Here is an 18,502-nt window from a genome sequence, read left to right on the forward strand (position 1 = left end):
ATCGCCGGGGTGGGGTGTCCACCCTAGGAGTCGGCGCCCTCGTCCTCATCGTCTTCGTCGGCGGGTTCAGCGTCCTCGTCGGCACTGTCCCCATCTGGACTGTCTCCGTCGGATTCGGTGCCGGGCACGACGTTGGCCGGGTCCAGGGGGCCGCCGAGCTCGGTGTACAGCACGTCGGAGTCGACCCTCTCCAGGGTCTCCCTGGAGGTGAACAGCACGCGTTCGGGGCCCTCCTCGATCTGCAGGCGCACGCGCTCGGCGATGGAGCGCTGACCCTGGGCGGTGGGGTGGAAGCTCGCCCGGTCCACCCGCAGGCCCTCACCCAACTGGCCGAGGACGATGCCGTTCAGCCAGGAGTCGTCCTCACTGACTTCGTAACCCTTCAGCGCGGTGAAGACGTTGACGAACTCCACGCTGCCGACCTGGCGGGTGCCGTATATATCGCCGTCCACCTGGTAGACGGTGTCCCGGATACGGTCGTTGAACCGCTGGGCCACGGTGTTCAGCCACAGTTGGTCGCCCTGGGAGAGCGTGTAGTACATGCCGGGCGGTTCCTCGGGGAAGAGCCGGGGGTAGCCCAGCACCAGCACGCGGGCGTCCGGTGCGCGGTCTCGGATGTCGGTGAGCACCTTGGTGAGGGTCTCCTCGAAGGCGTCCATCTTCTCGTCGACCTCGTCCTCCTGGTCCGTGCAGGCGGTCCGCTCCAGGAGCGGCATCCGCACGATGCAGGTGCGCAGGACGGGGATGAAACCGAGGTCGTTGCCGCCGATGCCGACGGTCACCAGCGAGGTGTGCTCGGTGACCCGCTCGAGCTGGGACTCGGGGGTGCCGATCTGGCTGAGCATGTCCGAGCCCTTGTGGCCGCTGCACGCGTAGAAGCCCAGCGAACCCTCGAAGGAGAACTCCTGCTCGATGAGGTTGGCGTAGGCGTGCTCGGAACGCCAGCACTCACCGGGTTCGGCGGTGCCCTCCTCGTAGTCGCCCGCGCCGTCGCCGGAGGAGTAGGAATCGCCCAGGGCCACGTAGTTGCCCCACAGCGCGGCTTCCTCCGGTTCCATCTGGACCCGCCAGTCCTCCTCCTCTTCCTCCGTGATCGGGGGGAGGGGTTCGGCGGGGCACACACCGCCGGTGGTGTCGCACCATAGGCGCAGGAGGGCGTCGCGGCTTGTGGGCACGGCGAGGGTGATCATCAGTGCGAAGACCAGGACGGCCGCGGTGACCAGGGTGACGCGGGCACGGCGGCGGCGCTTGGGGGACTTCTTCTTCCCCTTCTTCCCGATCGCCGTGGCACCGGTTCCGGGGGACGGAGACCCGCCCTCCGAACCCTGCTCCTGGGGGGCCTGAGGGTCTTGGGGCTCGCGGGGGTCACCATCACGCGCTGACACGGTCGCTTACCGCCTCCCAGATCCGCGGGCGTGCGGGGTGTGTTCGTCCGACACACCCTGGTCCACCCGTCAGACTACCCGGGGCGGTTTGTCGTGATGACGTCGAGAACGCGGCGGATATCGGTGTTGTCCAGCGTGGCGCGGGCGGTCAGGCGCAGCCGGGAACGGCCGTCCGGGACCGACGGCGGACGGAAGCAGCCCACCCGGACCCCGTCCTTCCCACAAGCCGCGCGCCAGGCCAGCGCTTCTTCAGGCGAGGGCGCCAGCACCGACACCACCGCGGCGTCCGGATCGCTGGCATCCAGCCCCCGCTCGCGAAGCCCTTCGGACAGCTCGCGGGCCCGGGACCGCACCGCCTCGGCCCGCTCGGGTTCGGCGCGCAGCACCCGCAGGGCCGCCAGCGCCGCCCCCGCTGCCGCCGGGGCCAGTCCGGTGTCGAAGACGAACGTGCGCGCCGTCTCCACCAGGTGCCGGATCACCCGCCGCGAACCCAGGACCGCGCCGCCCTGGGAACCGAGCGACTTGGACAGGGTCACCGACACCACCACGTCGTCGGCGCCGCCCAGCGGGGTACCGCCCACGGCGCCGCGCCCGCCCGGGCCCACCACCCCGAGCCCGTGGGCGTCGTCCAGCAGCAGCGCCGCGCGGTGGGTGCGCGCGACCCCGGCCAGGGAGCGGATGTCGGTGAGGTCGCCGTCCACCGAGAACACGGTGTCGCTGAGCAGCAGCCGCCGCCCCGGGCCCCCGCGCAGGAGTTCGGCGGCGTGCTCGGCGTCGCCGTGGCGGAACACCGCGACCCGGGCACCGGCGGCCTTGGCCAGCCGGGTGGCGTCGATCAGGGAGGCGTGGTTGTACTGGTCGCACACCACCAGGGGCGGTTCGACATCCTCGGCGGCCGGGGTGGCCAGCGCCGTCACCATCGCCAGGTTGGCTGTGTACCCGGAGGAGAACACCAGGGCGGCCTCCGAGCCGTGGAACTCGGCCAGTTCGTGCTCCAGCTCACCGTGCAGCTCGGTGTCCCCGGTGACCAGCCGCGAACCCCCGGCGCCCGTGCCCCAGGTGTGGGCGGCCTCGGCGGCGGCCGCCACCACGGCGGGGTGGCGCATGAGTCCCAGATAGTCGTTTCCGGCCAGGTCCAGGAGGTCGTCGGAGGGGGAGCGGGGCACGGTGCGGCGGGTCAGTCCGGCGCGGGCCCGGCCCTCGGCGGCCCGGTCCAGCCAGTCCAGGGGGTGGCCCTCGGGCAGCGGCTCCAGCTCGGGGCGGGTGGCGCGCAGGGTCCAGGGACGGTGTGCGGTGCGGGTACCGGTGTCGAGGCGTTCCATGCGGATGAGAGCTCCTCGGAAAGTTCGGTGGCGCGTCTCCGGGCGGTCGGGGTGACCCGGTCCCGGGGCCAGACGAGTTCAAGGGAGATACGGCAGAAAACTTGTGCGCAAGGTAAAGGTACCGGGTGCTGGTGCTGGCTCACCGGGGAGAGAACCCCCTGGCGGGTCGACCCAGCAGCGGCCAAGCCCGCTGGGGCGACCCGTCCCTTGTTGTGCCAGGGAGGCATATACGACTCTGCCGGTCCGTGAGCGCGCAGTCACCAGTGGAAGCCCACAAAGATTGGGCGGGGATTCCTGGCTCACTCGTAGGGGGCGCCAGAGCTCGCGCGCGAGGAAGAATGGGGGACCATGTCGCGAACCAGCACCGAGACGGCCCATCCCGCACAGGTTCGAGCCGCCGACAGCGCGCACCTGTGGCACCCCTACACGACCGTTCCCGCAGCGGAGACCCCCTACGTGGTGACCGGGGCCGAAGGTGTCCACCTGGACCTGTGGTCGGACGGCGAGCACCACCGCGTGATCGACGGTATGTCCTCCTGGTGGTCGGCGATCCACGGCTACCGCCACCCCCGCCTGGACGCGGCCGTGCACGCTCAGGTGGACCGGTTCAGCCACGTGATGTTCGGCGGGCTCACCCACGCGCCCGCCGCCGCGCTGGCCGAGGCCCTCGTGGAGATCACCCCCGACGGTCTCGAACACGTCTTCCTCGCCGACTCGGGGTCGGTGTCGGTGGAGGTGGCCATGAAGATGTGCCTTCAGTACCACCGCTCCACCGGCAACCCGGGCCGCCGCCGCTTCCTCACCTGGCGGGGCGGCTACCACGGCGACACCTTCCACGCGATGAGCGTGTGCGACCCTGACGGCGGCATGCACTCGCTGTGGGGCGACGTCCTGCCCGGCCAGGTGTACGCACCCGCACCGCCCGCCGGGTTCGACGACGCGCCCGACCCCGCCTACCTGGCGGAGTTCGCGGAGCTGGCCCGTGAACACGCCGGGGAACTGGCCGGGATCATCGTCGAACCCGTCGTCCAGGGTGCGGGCGGTATGCGCTTCCACCACCCCGGCTACCTGCGGGAGCTGCGCCGGATCGCGGACGAGCACGGGATCCTGCTGGTCTTCGACGAGATCGCTACCGGGTTCGGCCGCACCGGCGAGATGTTCGCCGCCGACCACGCCGGGGTCGTCCCCGACGTGCTGTGCGTGGGCAAGGCGCTCACCGGCGGGTACATGACCCTGGCCGCTACCCTGTGCACCGCGCGGGTGGCCCGGGGGATCGCGGAGGGGGAGGTCCCGGTCCTCGCGCACGGGCCCACGTTCATGGGAAACCCGCTGGCCTGTGCCACAGCCCTGGCCTCGGTGGAACTGCTCACCGAGGGCGACTGGCGGGGGGACGTGGCCCGGATCGAGGCGGGGCTGCGCAAGGGCCTGGCCCCGGCGCAGCAGCTGCCGGGCGTGCGGGAGGTGCGGGTGCTCGGAGCCATCGGGGTGATCGAACTGGACCGGCCGGTGCGTATGCGCGCGGCCACCCGCGCGGCGATCGGAGCGGGGGTGTGGCTGCGGCCGTTCCGGGAACACGTGTACGCGATGCCGCCCTACGTGTGTTCCGAGACGGAGGTCGCCAGGATCGCCGAGGGGATGCTGGCGGCCACCGAGGCGACTCTGGCCGAGGAGCCGGGGCTGGAAGGGGCGCTGTGACGGACGTGCTCGTGGTGACCGGTACCGGCACCGAGGTGGGCAAGACCGTGGCCACGGCCGCCGTCGCCGCGCTGGCCGCGGCCCGGGGGCGGCGGGTGGCGGTGCTCAAGGCTGCCCAGACCGGGGTGGGCCCGGGGGAGGAGGGCGACGCACAGGCCGTCGCCCGCCTGGTCCCGAGCGCGACCACCGCCGAGACCGTCCGTTACCCCGATCCCCTCGCCCCGGCACGGGCCGCAGCCCGGGTCGGCGGTGAGGGACCGGCGGCCTGGGAGATCACCGACCGCGCCCTCGACCTGGCCCGCGAACACGACTTGGTGCTGGTGGAGGGCGCCGGAGGGCTGCTGGTCCGGCTGAACGCGGCCGGGGAGACCCTCGCCGACGTCGCGGAACTGCTGTCCGCGCCGGTGCTGGTGGTCGCCGACCCCCGGCTGGGCACCCTCAACGCGACCGCCCTGACCGCTGAAGCCCTGCATTCGCGCGGGTTGGTCCCCGCCGGGGTCGTGGTGGGCTCCTGGCCGCGCGACCCTGGGGAAGCGGACCTGGCGATGCGCTGCAACCTCCTCGACCTGCCCGACATGGGTGCCGGACCGCTCGCGGGCGTCCTGGCCGAGGGGATGGGTGAGCTGGAGCCGCCGGCCTTCACCGAAGCGGCCCGCCGCTCCCTGGGTGCGGGGCTCGGCGGCACGTGGGAGCCCTCCGACGGAGTCTGAGCACGGAGCGGGCCGGGACCCCATCGCGTCCCGGCCCGTTTTTCCCGGAAACCGGTGGGAACCTTCTCCTGCTGGCGGACCTCTTCAAAGCACATGCTGAATTCTTTGTGCCGTTCCACGGCAGACGGACCCCGCCCGGCGCCGATACGTTGCCACTGCCAGCTCGAACACCGCCCACCAGGGGAACCCCTTGAACCTGCTCATCACCGGCATCACCACACAGTCCTCCATCGCCTACGCGATCGCGGAGGAGGCCATGAACCAGGGACACGAGGTGATCCTGACCAACCCGCCCGGCCGCGCCTTCTCCATCTGCGAGCGCATCGCCAAGCGGCTGCCCAAGGAGCCGGTCGCCGTCCTGCCCATGGACGTCACTGACCCGGAACAGATCGCTGCCACGGCCAAGGAGATCAGCGAGCACTGGGACCACGTGGACGGCCTGCTGCACGCCATCGCCTACGCCCCGGAGTCGGCCCTGGGCGGCAACTTCCTCAACACCGAGTGGGAGGACGTGGCCAAGGCGATCCACATCTCCGGCTACTCGCTGGCCGCCCTGACCGTGGGCATGCGCGACCTGCTCGCCAAGGCCCCCGAGGGCGCGGGCGTGGTCTCCCTGACCTTCGACGCCAGCGTCGCCTGGCCGGTCTACGACTGGATGGGCTCGGCCAAGGCCGTCCTGGAGAACTCCGCCCGCTACCTCGCCCGCGACCTGGGCCCGGACGGCATCCGGGTGAACACCATCTCCGCGGGCCCGATCAAGTCCCTCGCGGGCGGCTCCATCCCGGGTTTCTCCCAGATCGCCGACTCCTGGGCTGACAACTCCCCGCTGGGCTGGGACACCAAGGACACCACCGTGGTGGCGGGCCCGGCCCTCTTCCTGATGTCGCCCGCCGCCCGCGCCGTCACCGGCACGGTCATGCACGTGGACGGCGGCTACCACGCCATGGGCGCCCCGCTGGCCCCCACCCCGGGCCCGGTCTCCGCCTGAGGTGAGCTGTCAGCAGGCACTTCTCCCGCCTGAAGCAATTGGCTTCCAGGGGAAGACCGTACCCCGACGGTCGGCTAGGGGGTCAGATTGCTGACGGGGTGTCCCCAGCCCACAGGGGACACCCATCGGGGCCGAACAGGCGCTGTATAAGCTGAGTGGCCGGTGCCGGGATTCGAGAAGTGTGAGCGTGGCGTCATGCGGTTGACCCTGTCCAACGGTAGGGAGATCGAGCTGTCACGGGCCATGGTGAGTGCCATGGGCAACACCCTGACCGCAACGGGTGACCGTGCTTGGAGTTGCCTGGACATCGATGTCGCGCTGGAGACGGCCCAAGCGCTTGAACGACGGGGCCTGGTGACCCTCTCACCCCAGGGCCCGTGGTTCGTGACAGCTGGGGGCCTGGAGGTGATGGACGCTCTGGAGCTCGACACGAAAAAGGGGGATTCAGAGGTTCCTCCCACGGTGGACCTGGCCGAGGCCTCCTCCGACGAGATCGAGAAGAAACCCGAGATCCGGCCTCACAATGGTGTGCCGCCCCGGCGTGTGACCGTGCATCCTGATGTCCCCACAAATCAGGTGCAACGCCTCCAGTGGGCGATCAGGCAGGGGGAACAGAAACACCTGGTCCCCACCCGGTTGCCCAAGGAGTACTTCGGCAGCCCGAAAATGCAGCTGGCAATCGGAGTGGGTGTGGTCGTTGTCGTCCTTGGCTTTCTGGCGTGGGACATCATGTTGGGGATCGTCGCTGGCATTTTTTGTTGGGTCGCTGTGGGACAGCGGTACCTGTGGTATCGGCGTGAACTCGGTATAGCTGTGACACAGCTGAGAAACAACCCCTTCCACGTCATCGAGGACCACAAAGGGCTGTATACCACCGGTGAGATGCTCGATCGGGAAGCCGAGGGCATGCTCGGCCGGGCCCAGGCGGCGGTTGACACGGTGCTGGACTCTTCACTTCACCGCGAGGGCTTGTTGCTGGACGAGATCCGTAACCGGGTGGTCCTGGCCGACACGGAGTGGTGGATCGCCCGGGACCTGTACGAGCAGGCGCAGATCCGGCAGCGGATCGACAGTGCCCCGGCGGTCGGTGAACGCAGTCGGCAGGCGGCCGAGCGTGCTCGGGCCGCTCTGGCCAAGGAAGCGGCTCGGGTGGAGTCGAAGATCCGAACCCTGGAGTCCTACGCTGACCGGGTGCGCGCGGCTGAACTTGAGGTGCGTGACCGGGAGTTGGCGGCCGAGCTCGACGCGATCGCCGATCAGGCCGAGCAGGTCGGGGCGGTCCGGCCGCAGAACGATGAGTCGCTGTCCGCATTGATTCAGGCCCAGGAGCTGGCTTTGGAGATCGCGGCCTTCAGTGACGACCGGGATGCCGACGGGATCGTTCGCCAGGGTGGCGAATCGTGACGAATCCTCCCGGTGGCCACGCCGAAGCCGCTCTGTCCCGGGAGACCCCGCATCCTGAGGGGCGGGGCATGCTCGGGCGGGTGCAGCGGGCGGTGGACGCCGTGCTCGGGTCCTCCCTCCAGGAACAGGGGCTGCTGCTGGACGGGCCCCGCAACCGGGTGGTTCTGGCGGACGCGGAGTGGGCGCTGGCCCAGAGCATCCTGCACCAGGCCCGGTCGCGGCACACCCTGGACACCACCCCGGCGGTGGGGGAGCGCAGTGAGCGGGCCGCCGAGCGGGCTCGGGCCGCGCTGGAGGCGAAGGCGGCCGACCGCGCCAGGACGCCTCACTTTCGGCGCTGCTCCAGGCTCGGGAACTGGCTCGGGAGGTCGCCGCCCTTGCGCCCGGGCTCGGCTCTGACGAGCGCTGAACTCTCAGCCGACCGGAGCCGGGACCGGGGAGGCCAGGGTGAAGGCGCGGGGGCCGGGGCCGCGGGTGCGCAGGAGCTCGGCGCGCTCCTCGGCCTCGGCCGCGCTCACCTCGGTTGCGGCGGTGGACCACCATAGGGTCCGCTCCACCGTGGGGAAACGACCGGCTTCCGCGCGATAGACGAGGAGCTCCCGGTGGGATCGCTCCACGAAGGAACGCAGGTCGGCGGGGGAACGCCACCGGCTCACCAAACGGATCCGGTCGCCCTCATCGATGAAGTGGACCTCGCCCAGGTGGCCCAAGTGGTCCTCGGCCTGTGCGCGGAGCGCCGCGACCAGGGGTCGCAGGTGCTCGCGGTCTCCGGTGATCGTTCGGGCCTCGACCAGGGTCGTCCAGTGCGCGGCGCGGGCCGGTTCCGAAACGGTGCAGCGGCTCCGCATCGCCTTCATGCGCGTGTTGACGTGGTGGTCGGTGCGGCGGGGAAGGAGGGAACGCATGGGAACTCCCGATGTGATTGGACCTTGGCAAAGAGTCCACTTTGGCTCTGGCGGTCTGGTTTGCCTAGTGCCAGTATCGGAGTCCAAGGCGGCGGTGAGTAGATCCAATGGAGCCTCAAATGGACCCTGTTCGACGTACTGACGAGCTCGTGGACGTACTCGGGGCCTGGTCCACCGGCAGCGGGGCCCTCTACCGGCGGCTGGCTGCCTCCCTGCGCGGGCTGGTCGACCAGGGCACCCTGGTCCCCGGGGAACGCCTGCCCTCCGAGCGCAACCTCGCGGTCGCCTTGCGGATCAGCCGCACCACCGTGGTCTCCGCCTACGATCACCTGCGCGACGAAGGCATCCTGGAGAGCCGTCAGGGCAGCGGAACCCGGGTGTGCAGCACCAGGGCCCCGGTCCGCTCGGACGGGTGGAGCGCCAACGGCAACGGCAACCCCATGTACCGCAACCTCCTCCATACGGACGACAGCGTCATCTCCACCGCCTGCCTGCGCACCCCCGCCCTGTCCGGGGTCGAGCAGGCCATCCGGGAGGTCGTGGCCGAGGACCTGCCAGCCCTGATGGCCGAGGGCACCTACCACCCGCGCGGTCTGCCCGCTCTGCGCGAGGCGATCACGCACTTCTACGAACGTCAGGGGCTGCCCACCCACCCGGACCAGATCGTGGTCACCACCGGCGCCCACCAGGCGGTCGCCCTGGTCGCCCAGCTCTACCTGCGCCCGGGCTCTCCCGTGGTGGCCGAGGATCCGAGCTTCGCCGGCTGCCTGGACCTGTTCCGCGACCGCGGCGCCGAGATCCATCCGGTTCCGTTGGACGCGCAGGGCATCGACGCCAACGGGGTCCGCCGCGCTATCACCGAGCTCCACCCGCACCTGATCTACGTGATGCCCTCGTACCACAACCCGACCGGCACGCTGATGTCCGCGGCCCGGCGCCGGGAGCTGGGCGAGTTGTCGGCCCGACACGGGGTGCCGGTCCTGGAGGACAGTGCCTACACGGGCATCCGGGCTGACGAGGAGCCCTCGCCGCTGGCCGCGCACGCCCCGCGCGGTGCCGAGGTCATCACCGTCGACTCGCTGTCCAAGGTCGGCTGGGCGGGACTGCGCCTGGGTTGGCTGCGCGCCCCCACGGAGATGGCGCTCCGGCTCAGCCGCCGCAAGGTCCTCGCCGATCTGGCCAGCCCTCTGCTGGACCAGGCGGTCGCCGTGCGCCTGCTCAACGGCTACGACCAGCTCGCCCGGCATCGTTCGGCGGAGCTGCGGGAGGCGCTGGAGCACATGGAGCAGTTGCTGCGCAGGGACCTGCCCTACTGGGAGTGGCGGACTCCCGAGGGCGGCGCGGCCCTGTGGATCCGCCTGCCCGGGGCCAGCGCCCGCGCTTTCGCGCAGGTCGCACTCTGTCACGATGTGGAACTGGTGCCCGGATCCGCGATGTCGGCCACCACCGACGGCAGCCACGGCGAGTACTTTCGGCTGCCGTTCGCCTTCGACCGCGCCACCCGTGAGGAGCTGGTCTGGCGGCTGGCCAGGGCCTGGCGCGAACTGGACCGGCACGGCCCGGTGGAGAGCCACCCGGACGTCCTGGTCGTCTGATCCCCAGGGGAAGGGCGGGAGACGAGAGGAGGGCGGCGCCACGTGACGTGGTGCCGCCCTCCGCCGTTCCCGGTGCTCGGCCGGGTGGGTACTACTAGCCGATCTTGACCTTCTGGGCCTCGGCGAAACGCTGCTGGACGTCGGCCCAGTTGACCACGTTCCAGAACGCCTTGACGTACTCGCCCTTGACGTTCTTGTACTGGAGGTAGAAGGCGTGCTCCCACATGTCCAGCATCAGCAGCGGCTGCGTGCCGATGGCGATGTTGGCCTGCTGGTCGTACAGCTGCTCGATGATCAGGCGCTGACCCAGGGCGTCCCAGGCCAGGATCGCCCAGCCCGAACCCTGCAGGCTGGTGGCCGCGGCGTTGAAGTGCGCGCGGAAGGCATCGAACGAACCGAACTGGTCGTCGATGGCGGCCGCGAGCTCGCCCTCGGGCTTGTCGCCACCCTCCGGGGAGAGGTTCTTCCAGAAGACGGAGTGGTTGACGTGGCCGCCGAGGTGGAACGCGAGGTTCTTCTCGAGCATCGTGATGGTGCTGAAGTCGTCGGCCTCGCGGGCGGCGGCCAGCTTCTCCAGCGCACCGTTGGCCCCGGCGACGTAGGCGGCGTGGTGCTTGTCGTGGTGCAGCTCCATGATCTGACCGGAGATCCACGGCTCAAGGGCCGCGTAGTCGTAGGGCAGCTCGGGAAGCGAATACGGCGCAGACATCTCTGACGCACCTTTCCAATGACTAGGTTCGTCGGGCTTACAGCGATGGGATCGCTCTAGGCAGAAAGCTATCAGCCAGGTGGGGATCGGCCCGATGTCAGGCCGCTGACACCCGTTCCCGGGAATAAACGGCCGATGGGGCGCCAACGGACCCTGGCCCTGTGTCACGGGCCGGGGACCCTCGGGTCCGTGGCCCGTGGGGCCGACGTGCCCCCTGGGCTCTCTGACCTCTTCCCACCCTTCCCGGACTCCGCCACGCTAATCCTCACCCTTTGTCATGAAACTCCCGAAGGCCCGCCGGTCACCCGTCTCCCGCCACCTTCGGTCCTAGCCTGGCCGGACCGAACGGCGGGCCCTGAATGATCGCCCGGCGTGCTAGAGAACGTTGTTCCGACGTTGGTTCGCAATTCACCGGTTGGGCATCAGCGGTGGCGATAATGCATCGCCGAATTCGAGTGACGGAACCCGTTCAGACGCCTCATTCGGTAAAAAGTCTCCCCAACTCTCCGAGGCCGCCGCCGCTCATGCACAACTCCACTCCGAAGACCCTCGACGACCGGTCGCCCACCGTTCCGTCCGTCCCCGACAGCGTGCGCGTCCGGGGCGGCGGAGGCCAGTTCCGGCCCGAGATCGAAGGGCTGCGCGCCGTCGCCGTCCTGCTCGTGGCCGTTTACCACATCTGGTTCGGCCGGGTCTCCGGCGGTGTCGACGTCTTCCTCATGCTCACCGGCTTCCTGATCACCGGATCCCTGGTCCGGAGCGTGGAACGCGATGGCCGGATCCGCTTCGTCGCCTTCTGGACCCGGCTGGCCCGGCGGCTCGTGCCCGCCGTGGCGGTGGTTCTGACGGCGACGATGGCCGCCATGTACCTGTGGCTGCCCCGCTCACGCTGGCCGGACATCCTGGGCGAGGTGCGTGCCGCCGCGCTCTACTACGAGAACTGGGTCCTGGCCGACAACGCGGTGGACTACCTGGCCAGGGAGGCCGCCGCCAGCCCGGTTCAGCACTTCTGGTCACTGTCCATCCAGGGGCAGTTCTACCTGCTGTGGCCCGTCCTGATCGCCCTGGCGGCGCTGGTGGCCACCCGTGTCCGGCTTCCCCTGCGGGTGACGGTCCTGGCCGCGGTCACCGCCGTGTTCGCCCTCTCCCTGAGCTACTCGGTGTTCATCACCGCCTGGGACCAGGCCTGGGCCTACTTCGACACCGGCGCCCGCCTGTGGGAGCTGGCGCTGGGCGCGATCCTGGCCCTGGTCATCCACCGGGTGCACCTGCCGGTGCGGCTGCGGGTCTTCCTGGGCTGGTTCGGACTGGCCGCCCTGGTCTCGTGTGGGGTGCTGCTCTCGGTCTCCACGCTCTTCCCCGGCTACATCGCGCTGTGGCCGACCGGCGCCGCCGTCCTGGTAATCCTGGCCGGGACCACCGGCAGCCGCTACGGCGCGGACCGCCTGCTCACCTGGAAGCCCCTCGCCGGCATCGGCAAGCTGTCCTACGCCCTCTACCTGTGGCACTGGCCGATCCTGGTCGTCTACCTGGAGATCACCGGCCGGACCCTGGCCAGTCCGCTCGGCGGCCTGGGAGTGCTGGGGCTGTCCCTGGGCCTGGCCTGGCTCACCCACCGCCTGATGGAGGGCGGCCTGGACCGCTTCACCGAACCGGCCCGCCGCCGCAGCCCCGGCTGGGCGCTGGGCATCGCCGCCTCGCTGATCGTCCCGGTCCTGGCCGCCTCGCTGCTGTGGAACGACCGTCTGGAGCAGCAGCGGGCTGAGCGCTCCCTGGAGCTGGCCGCGCCCGAGAGTTACCCGGGGGCCCAGGTGCTTTCCGACCCCGACCTGTTCGCGGCGCTGCCCGACGTTCCGGTCCGCCCGGACCCGGCCGATGCCAAGCAGGACCTGTCCTGGCACCACCAGGAGGGCTGCCACGTCAACCTCGCCTCGGAGGAACTGGTCGTGTGCGACGTCGGCCCCGCCGATGCCGAGCACACGCTCGCCCTGGTCGGGGCCTCGCGTGCGGCCCACTGGTATCCGGCCGTGGCGGCCGCGGCCCAGGCCCAGGGGTGGCGGCTGGTCTCCTTCACCAAGAGCGGCTGCCAGTTCAGCACCGAAACCGCCTACCGCGACGGCGCGGTCTTCGACGAGTGCGAGGTGTGGAAGGCCAAGGCGCTGGCCGAGGTGGAGGATCTGCGCCCCGACGCGGTCCTGACCTCCTCCACCCGCTCCACCCTCAACGGGGAGACCGTCCACGACGGCTTCCTGGACGTCTGGGAGCGGCTCGACGGGCTGGACATCGAGGTGATCGGCCTGCGCGACCTGCCCCGGCTGCCCTACAAGGGGGCCGAATGCCTGGAGGCGGGCCTGATCGACCAGTGCGTGTCCGCGGTCTCGGCCAGCCAGGAGGACGTGGACCCGGCCACGCAGATCGACCTGCCGCCCAACGTCACCCTCATGGACCTCACCGAACACGTGTGCCCCGGCGGTGCCTGCAACGCGGTGGTCGGCAACATCCTCGTCTACTGGGATCACTCGCACGTCACCGCGACCTACGCGAGCACTCTCGGCCCGGTGATGGAGGAAGCGCTGGTGGCGGCCACCGGATGGTGAGCCAGCGGAGGTCTGCTGAATTCTCCGGTCACCGAAATACCGACTGGTGAATGACGTCCCGGTGAACGCCGGGGGAATTGACCACCACGCGGGTTTCGATTTCGACAGTGAAAGGCTTCGCGGGCGCTTTGAGGAGTTAGGGTCGAAAGCACCCGGGAGTTTCTCGCATAATCTCCGGGCCTACCCCCTCGAACGCACTGCCCCCCGAACCCGCTGCCACGCAACCCCGTGGAGGTCCCCCTTGCCCTCTCTCCGCCGCAGAGCCAAACCTCTCCTGGCCGTCGGTGCGGTCCTCGGCCTGGCCGTCCTCGCCGTCCCGACGGTGTTGGGTGTCCTGGCCGTGCTGAGCTGGGCAGAGGCCGTGATCGCCACCGCCGTGCTGCTGCTCGGCGGGCTGGTGTGCGCGCTCGGCGCCGGGCTGTGGCTGCTCCGCCGCTCGGTGAGTGCCCTGGCCACCAGTGTCAACGGCCACACCCGGAGGGTGACCGAGGTGCTTGGTCAGGACCGGTTGGAGATCACCGGTTCCCTGGACGAGGTGGGCGAGCGCATCACCCGTCTTCAGGACCACGCCCTGCCCAGGGCCAGCCGGGAGATCCAGCGGACCGTCACCGTGCAGGGCCGCCACGACTACGAGCAGCAGGTGGCCTGGGCCGAACTGCGCGAGTACCTGGACGTGGCCCCGTTCATGCCGCCGCTGCGCGGTTGGGCCGCATCCCCGGACGTGCTGCGCCTGCTCGTGAAACTGATCGACCGCCACTGCCCCGAGCTGGTGGTGGAGTGCGGCAGCGGCGCCTCCAGCGTGTGGATCGGCTATGCGTTGCGCCGTGCGGGCACCGGCCGACTCGTCGCGATCGAGCACGAGGCTCGCTACGCCGAACTCAGCCGCGACCTGATCGCCGCGCACGGGCTCGACGACGTCGTCGAGGTTCGGCACGCCCCGCTCACCGAGGTCAAGTCCGAGCTGGCCGGTACCGAAGCGGAGGGGCCGGTGGGATCCGCCCCGCTCTGGTACGACCTCTCCCGCTTGGGCGACCTGAAGCGCATCGGCCTGCTGTTCGTCGACGGCCCGCCGCAGGCCACCGGTGCGCAGGCCAGGTACCCGGCGGTCCCCGCCCTCCTGCCGCACTGCACCGACGACGCCGTGATCGTCCTGGACGACGCGGACCGGCCCGATGAGCGCGCCCTCGGCGACCGCTGGATCGCCGAACACCGCCTGCACCGCACCGAGGAACAGGCGGAGAAGGGCGCCCACGTGTTCACCCGTCCGACTGCCTGACCCACTGCTCGCCCGAACCCGTCCCCGGCCCACCACCGAGTCCCGACCCCGAACCGAGTCCCGGCAGCCCGCCCCCAGCCGCCGCCCGAGATCGAAGGCCACACGATGATCACCACCGTCCTTCGGCAGGCCCTACGTGCCCGCGGCAGGGAACCGGCCGTGCTCTGCCACACCGGCGCCGACACCCGGGCTGACCTGGCCGGGCTGCCCACGGCCCCGGGCGACGTCCTGCTGGACCTGGACGCTCAGCCCCTGGGCCGGCCGACCCTGGACGGGACCGCGGAGGACCCGGTCGCCGGGCTGGTGGCGGTGGTCGCGGCCACCACCACCGACCTCCACCGGGTCCTCACCTCGGCCGTCCACCTGCCCCGGGCCGTGCACGTCGTGGTCGCCCTGGTCGCCACCCCCGGTCACCAGGAGCCCCCGCTTCCGGTGGGCCCCGGCATGGGCCAGTGGCGCGACCTCCAGGAACTGCGTCTGCGCCGGGTGGACAACCGCGGCTGGATCTGTGAGCTCTTCTTCCCCAACGCCATCGAGTCCGCCTCGGTGCTGGACGCGGTCTTCCAGGGCACCCGCGGCCGCCGCCGCGGACCGGCCGTGGCACCCCTGGTTGCCCTCAATGGACACGAGGCAGCCCTGTGGCGCCCCGGTGACACCGGCGCCCACGGGGTGGCTGATGAGGGGCCGGTCCCGCTGCGCCGGGTCACCCCGGTGGCCGACCTCGCCCTGCGGGTACACGACAGCGAACGGCTGCCCGCCTGGACCGACGAGGCCGTACCCGCCCTGGACCGGACCACCACCCGCACCGACTCCTGGGACGAGCTCACCGGCCCGACCGGCTACGCCCGCGCCGCCGACCGGCCGGTCGACCCGGTCCAACGGATCGCCCCCGTCGACGAGACCACCGTCAACCCCACCGGCTTCGGCAAGGCCGAGAACGGCCCGCTCGGCCACCTCACCCTGCACGGCGACCGCGCGGTGATCAGGGAGGGGAAGAAGGACCTGGTGACCGTCGCCCCGGACGGCACGATCACGGACGTGGACCTGTCCCGCCTGCGCCGACTGCGCGGGATCCGGGTGGACTGGTCCGGACACACCGGCCCGCACGCCGCCGTGCGCGCCGTGGCCGGTCTGGCCGCCGGGGGCGTCCCCCTGGTCAGCGACTCCGTCCCCGCCTGGGCCGCCGGACTGGGCACCGACCTCACACGGTTGCTCACCGCCGCCACCGAAGCCGACCTGTCCGACCGCCTGTCCCGAGAGGAGCACAGCGTCCTGCTGCGCCGTGCCGCCCTGTACACGCACGGCCTGCGTTCGCGCTGGCGCGCCCTGGCCGCCGAGGCCGGGGTGCCGGTCCCGCCCGCCCCCCGGGTCTCGGTCATCCTGTGCACCCGCCGCCCCGACATGGTGGGGTTCGCGCTCGCCCAGATCGCCCGCCAGCGCGGCGTGGAACCGGAGACCGTCCTCACCCTGCACGGCTTCCCCGCCGTCCTGCCCGAGGTGCGATCAGCGATCGACGCCTACCGCGCCACCGGCCTGCCGTTGATCGTGCACGAGGCGCCCGCCGATCGCATCTTCGGCGCGGTGCTCAACGACTCCGTGGCCCGCGCCTCCGGTGACCTCATCGCCAAGTGGGACGACGACGACTGGTACGGCCCCGAGCACCTGGCCGACCTGGTCCTGGCCCGCACCTATTCCGGCGCCGAGCTGGTCGGCACCGGCCAGGACTTCGTCTTCCTCCAGGAGATCGACCTCATGGTCTGGCGCAGCCGGGAGTCGGAGACCTCCACCCGGTTCATCGCCGGGGGCACCATCCTTACCGACCGCGTGGTGCTGGAGGAGACCGGGGGCTTCCGCCCGCTGCCGCGCGCTATCGACACCCAACTGCTCATCGCCGTCACCCGGGGCGGTGGCCGCGTCCACCGCACCCACGGGCTGGGCTACGTGCTGCGCCGCACCGGCGGCGGCCACACCTGGTCCGAGGACATGGCCTACTTCCTGCACAACTACGCCCGACAGTGGTCCGGTTGGCGGCCCAGCTCCCTCCTGGAGGGCGAACCCGCCCCGCTGGGGAGCTGGGCCGACCCCGGGCAGCCGGTCGGGGCCGCACAGCACACGGGGGGACACCCTTGACCAGTACCGAAGAGCACACCGCGACCGCCGTACCGGCCGTGGCTCCGGCGCCCGACCGCGCACCGGTGCCCGTACCGGGGGAGCCCCTGCCCCGGGGCGAGGTGGACTTCGGCGCCCAGCCCCGGCTGCGCCGCAACGACTACGCTCCAATCACCCTGCCGCCGCTGGGCGAGTGGACGCCGACGCTGTCGGTGAGCGTGGTGATCCCGGCCCACGGCCACCAGGACAAGCTGGACCTGGTGCTGGCCTCGTTGGCGGCGCAGAGCTATCCGGCGCACCTCATGGAGGTGATCGTGGTGGACGACGGCTCACCCGAACCCCTCACCCTGCCCGAAGTCCGCCCGGGCAACACCCGCCTGCTCACCTCCGCCCACGGCGGCTGGGGCTCGGCGCACGCGGTCAACACCGGGGTCGCCGCCTCCTCCGGCCAGGTCATCCTGCGCCTGGACGCCGACATGCTGGTCTACCGCGAGCACGTGGAGTCCCAGATGCGCTGGCACCACCAGGTGGACTACGGGGTCGCCCTCGGCCACAAGATGTTCGTGGACTTCGACCCGGCCGCCATGACCCCCGAGCACGTGCGCGACGAGGTCGCGGCCGGCCGCGCGGAGAAGCTCTTCGACCTCGGGAGCGCCGACCCGCACTGGGTGGAACGCCTGATCAACAAGAACGACCGGCTGCGCACCGCCGGACGCCTGTCCTACAAGGTGTTCATCGGCGCCACCGGCTCCCTGCACCGGACCCTCTTCGACGCCGCGGGCGGGCTGGACGCCGCCCTCATCCTGGGCGGCGACACCGAGTTCGCCTACCGGGTCGCCCAGCAGGGCGCGGTGTTCGTGCCCGACCTGGACACCAGCAGCTGGCATCTGGGCCGCTCCCAGATGCAGACCCGCCGCGATGCCGGGACCCGCTACCGGATGCCGTACGTGTCCAACCGCGTCCCCGACTTCCATCTGCGCCGCAAGCGCCCCGAGCTCCAGTGGGAGGTTCCGCTGGCGGACGTGCTCCTGACCGTCGGAGGGCACACCCTGGAGGACGTCGACACCACCGCTTCGGCACTGCTGTCCGGGACCACCCCGGACCTGCGTCTGTGGCTGGTCGGTCCGTGGGGCGAGCTGCACGAGGACCGCCGCTCCCCGCTGGACGAGGACCTCCTGGACCTGCGGCTGATCCACGAGACCTTCCGCGGCGACCCGCGGGTGCGGTTGGTCGAGAGCGAGCCCGACCGCGACCCGCGCGTGCCCTTCCGGCTCACCGTCGCCGCGGGCGCGGTCCCTGACGCCGAGGCCCTGCACGACCTGATCAAGGAGATCGACCGCGAGGGCGCCGGGCTGCTGTGCGCACCGCTGCCTGGGGCGACCAGGGGCGACGGGGTGCTGCGCCTGGAGCGCACCACGGCCTACGCCCGCGCGCTGCACCTGGAGCCGCGGGCCCAGGGCCGGGAGTTGGACCGGGTGGTGGAGGAGACCGCGGGGACCCACTGGATCCCCGGGGAGGCCTTCGTGAAGGGCGCCGAGGAGGAGCCTGGGGTCAAGACCAAGCCCGAGGTGTTGCAGAAGCGCCTGGACAAGGCCCTGGCCGAGGCTGACCGGCTGCGGGCCCGGGCCGAGCGGGCCGAGCGCAAGCTGCGCTGGTTCACCCCCGGTCTGGCCCGCAGGGTGCTGCGCAAGCTGGCGCGCTGAAGCTTGCCCGGACCGGCTCCGGGAGCGGAGCGGGTGGTTGCACACCCGGTCGCACACCGCGTGAAACAGACACGCCGCAACGGTGAGTAACTGTGTGTAACCGG

At 71.1% G+C, this 18,502-nt stretch carries 13 protein-coding genes; 9 read left to right on the forward strand and 4 right to left on the reverse strand.

Features of this window, described 5'->3' with window-relative positions:
• Positions 1–23 precede the first annotated feature (23 nt).
• Positions 24–1,385, reverse strand: a complete 1,362-nt coding sequence (locus D457_RS0104770) for an SGNH/GDSL hydrolase family protein (protein WP_017579503.1) — start codon at positions 1,383–1,385, stop codon at positions 24–26.
• 74 nt (positions 1,386–1,459) lie between these two features.
• Positions 1,460–2,707: an 8-amino-7-oxononanoate synthase gene (locus tag D457_RS0104775; protein ID WP_017579504.1), complete on the reverse strand. Its 1,248-nt coding sequence runs from the start codon at positions 2,705–2,707 to the stop codon at positions 1,460–1,462.
• Between the two features lie 348 nt (positions 2,708–3,055).
• On the opposite strand from D457_RS0104775, the gene D457_RS0104780 reads away from it, so the two are divergent.
• From D457_RS0104780 to D457_RS33985, 4 genes are all read left to right on the forward strand, one after another.
• Positions 3,056–4,402, forward strand: a complete 1,347-nt coding sequence (locus tag D457_RS0104780) for an adenosylmethionine--8-amino-7-oxononanoate transaminase (RefSeq protein WP_017579505.1) — start codon at positions 3,056–3,058, stop codon at positions 4,400–4,402.
• Positions 4,399–5,112: a dethiobiotin synthase gene (gene bioD, locus D457_RS0104785; RefSeq protein WP_017579506.1), complete on the forward strand. Its 714-nt coding sequence runs from the start codon at positions 4,399–4,401 to the stop codon at positions 5,110–5,112. Before D457_RS0104780 ends, bioD begins: the two co-directional genes overlap by 4 nt.
• 190 nt (positions 5,113–5,302) lie before the next feature.
• Positions 5,303–6,100 (forward strand): enoyl-ACP reductase FabI, encoded by a 798-nt coding sequence (fabI, locus tag D457_RS0104790; RefSeq protein ID WP_017579507.1) that lies wholly within the window; start codon positions 5,303–5,305, stop codon positions 6,098–6,100.
• A 462-nt stretch (positions 6,101–6,562) separates the two neighbouring features.
• Positions 6,563–7,504 (forward strand): hypothetical protein, encoded by a 942-nt coding sequence (locus D457_RS33985; RefSeq protein ID WP_152514144.1) that lies wholly within the window; start codon positions 6,563–6,565, stop codon positions 7,502–7,504.
• 413 nt (positions 7,505–7,917) lie between these two features.
• On the opposite strand, the gene D457_RS0104800 is transcribed toward D457_RS33985, so the two are convergent.
• Entirely contained in the window at positions 7,918–8,409 is a 492-nt protein-coding gene (locus tag D457_RS0104800; RefSeq protein ID WP_017579509.1) for a DUF3291 domain-containing protein, read from the reverse strand.
• A gap of 119 nt (positions 8,410–8,528) precedes the next feature.
• On the opposite strand from D457_RS0104800, the gene D457_RS0104805 reads away from it, so the two are divergent.
• Complete coding sequence (locus D457_RS0104805; protein ID WP_026116335.1) at positions 8,529–10,004, forward strand: aminotransferase-like domain-containing protein; 1,476 nt, start codon at positions 8,529–8,531, stop codon at positions 10,002–10,004.
• Between the two features lie 94 nt (positions 10,005–10,098).
• Here the strand turns inward: D457_RS0104805 and D457_RS0104810 are convergent, their stop codons facing one another.
• The gene (locus tag D457_RS0104810; RefSeq protein ID WP_017579511.1) at positions 10,099–10,713 is read right to left on the reverse strand and encodes a superoxide dismutase; all 615 of its coding nucleotides are present in this window, start codon (positions 10,711–10,713) and stop codon (positions 10,099–10,101) included.
• Between the two features lie 524 nt (positions 10,714–11,237).
• Here D457_RS0104810 and D457_RS0104815 point away from each other — a divergent pair.
• From D457_RS0104815 to D457_RS0104830, 4 genes are all read left to right on the forward strand, one after another.
• Positions 11,238–13,310 (forward strand): acyltransferase family protein, encoded by a 2,073-nt coding sequence (locus D457_RS0104815; protein ID WP_017579512.1) that lies wholly within the window; start codon positions 11,238–11,240, stop codon positions 13,308–13,310.
• Positions 13,311–13,551: 241 nt separating this feature from the next.
• Entirely contained in the window at positions 13,552–14,586 is a 1,035-nt protein-coding gene (locus D457_RS0104820) for a class I SAM-dependent methyltransferase (RefSeq protein WP_017579513.1), read from the forward strand.
• 105 nt (positions 14,587–14,691) lie between these two features.
• Entirely contained in the window at positions 14,692–16,716 is a 2,025-nt protein-coding gene (locus tag D457_RS0104825; protein ID WP_017579514.1) for a glycosyltransferase, read from the forward strand.
• Entirely contained in the window at positions 16,713–18,398 is a 1,686-nt protein-coding gene (locus D457_RS0104830) for a glycosyltransferase (RefSeq protein ID WP_017579515.1), read from the forward strand. Before D457_RS0104825 ends, D457_RS0104830 begins: the two co-directional genes overlap by 4 nt.
• Positions 18,399–18,502 lie beyond the last annotated feature (104 nt).

The organism is Nocardiopsis valliformis DSM 45023 (genome assembly GCF_000340985.1).
GTDB lineage: Bacteria > Actinomycetota > Actinomycetes > Streptosporangiales > Streptosporangiaceae > Nocardiopsis > Nocardiopsis exhalans.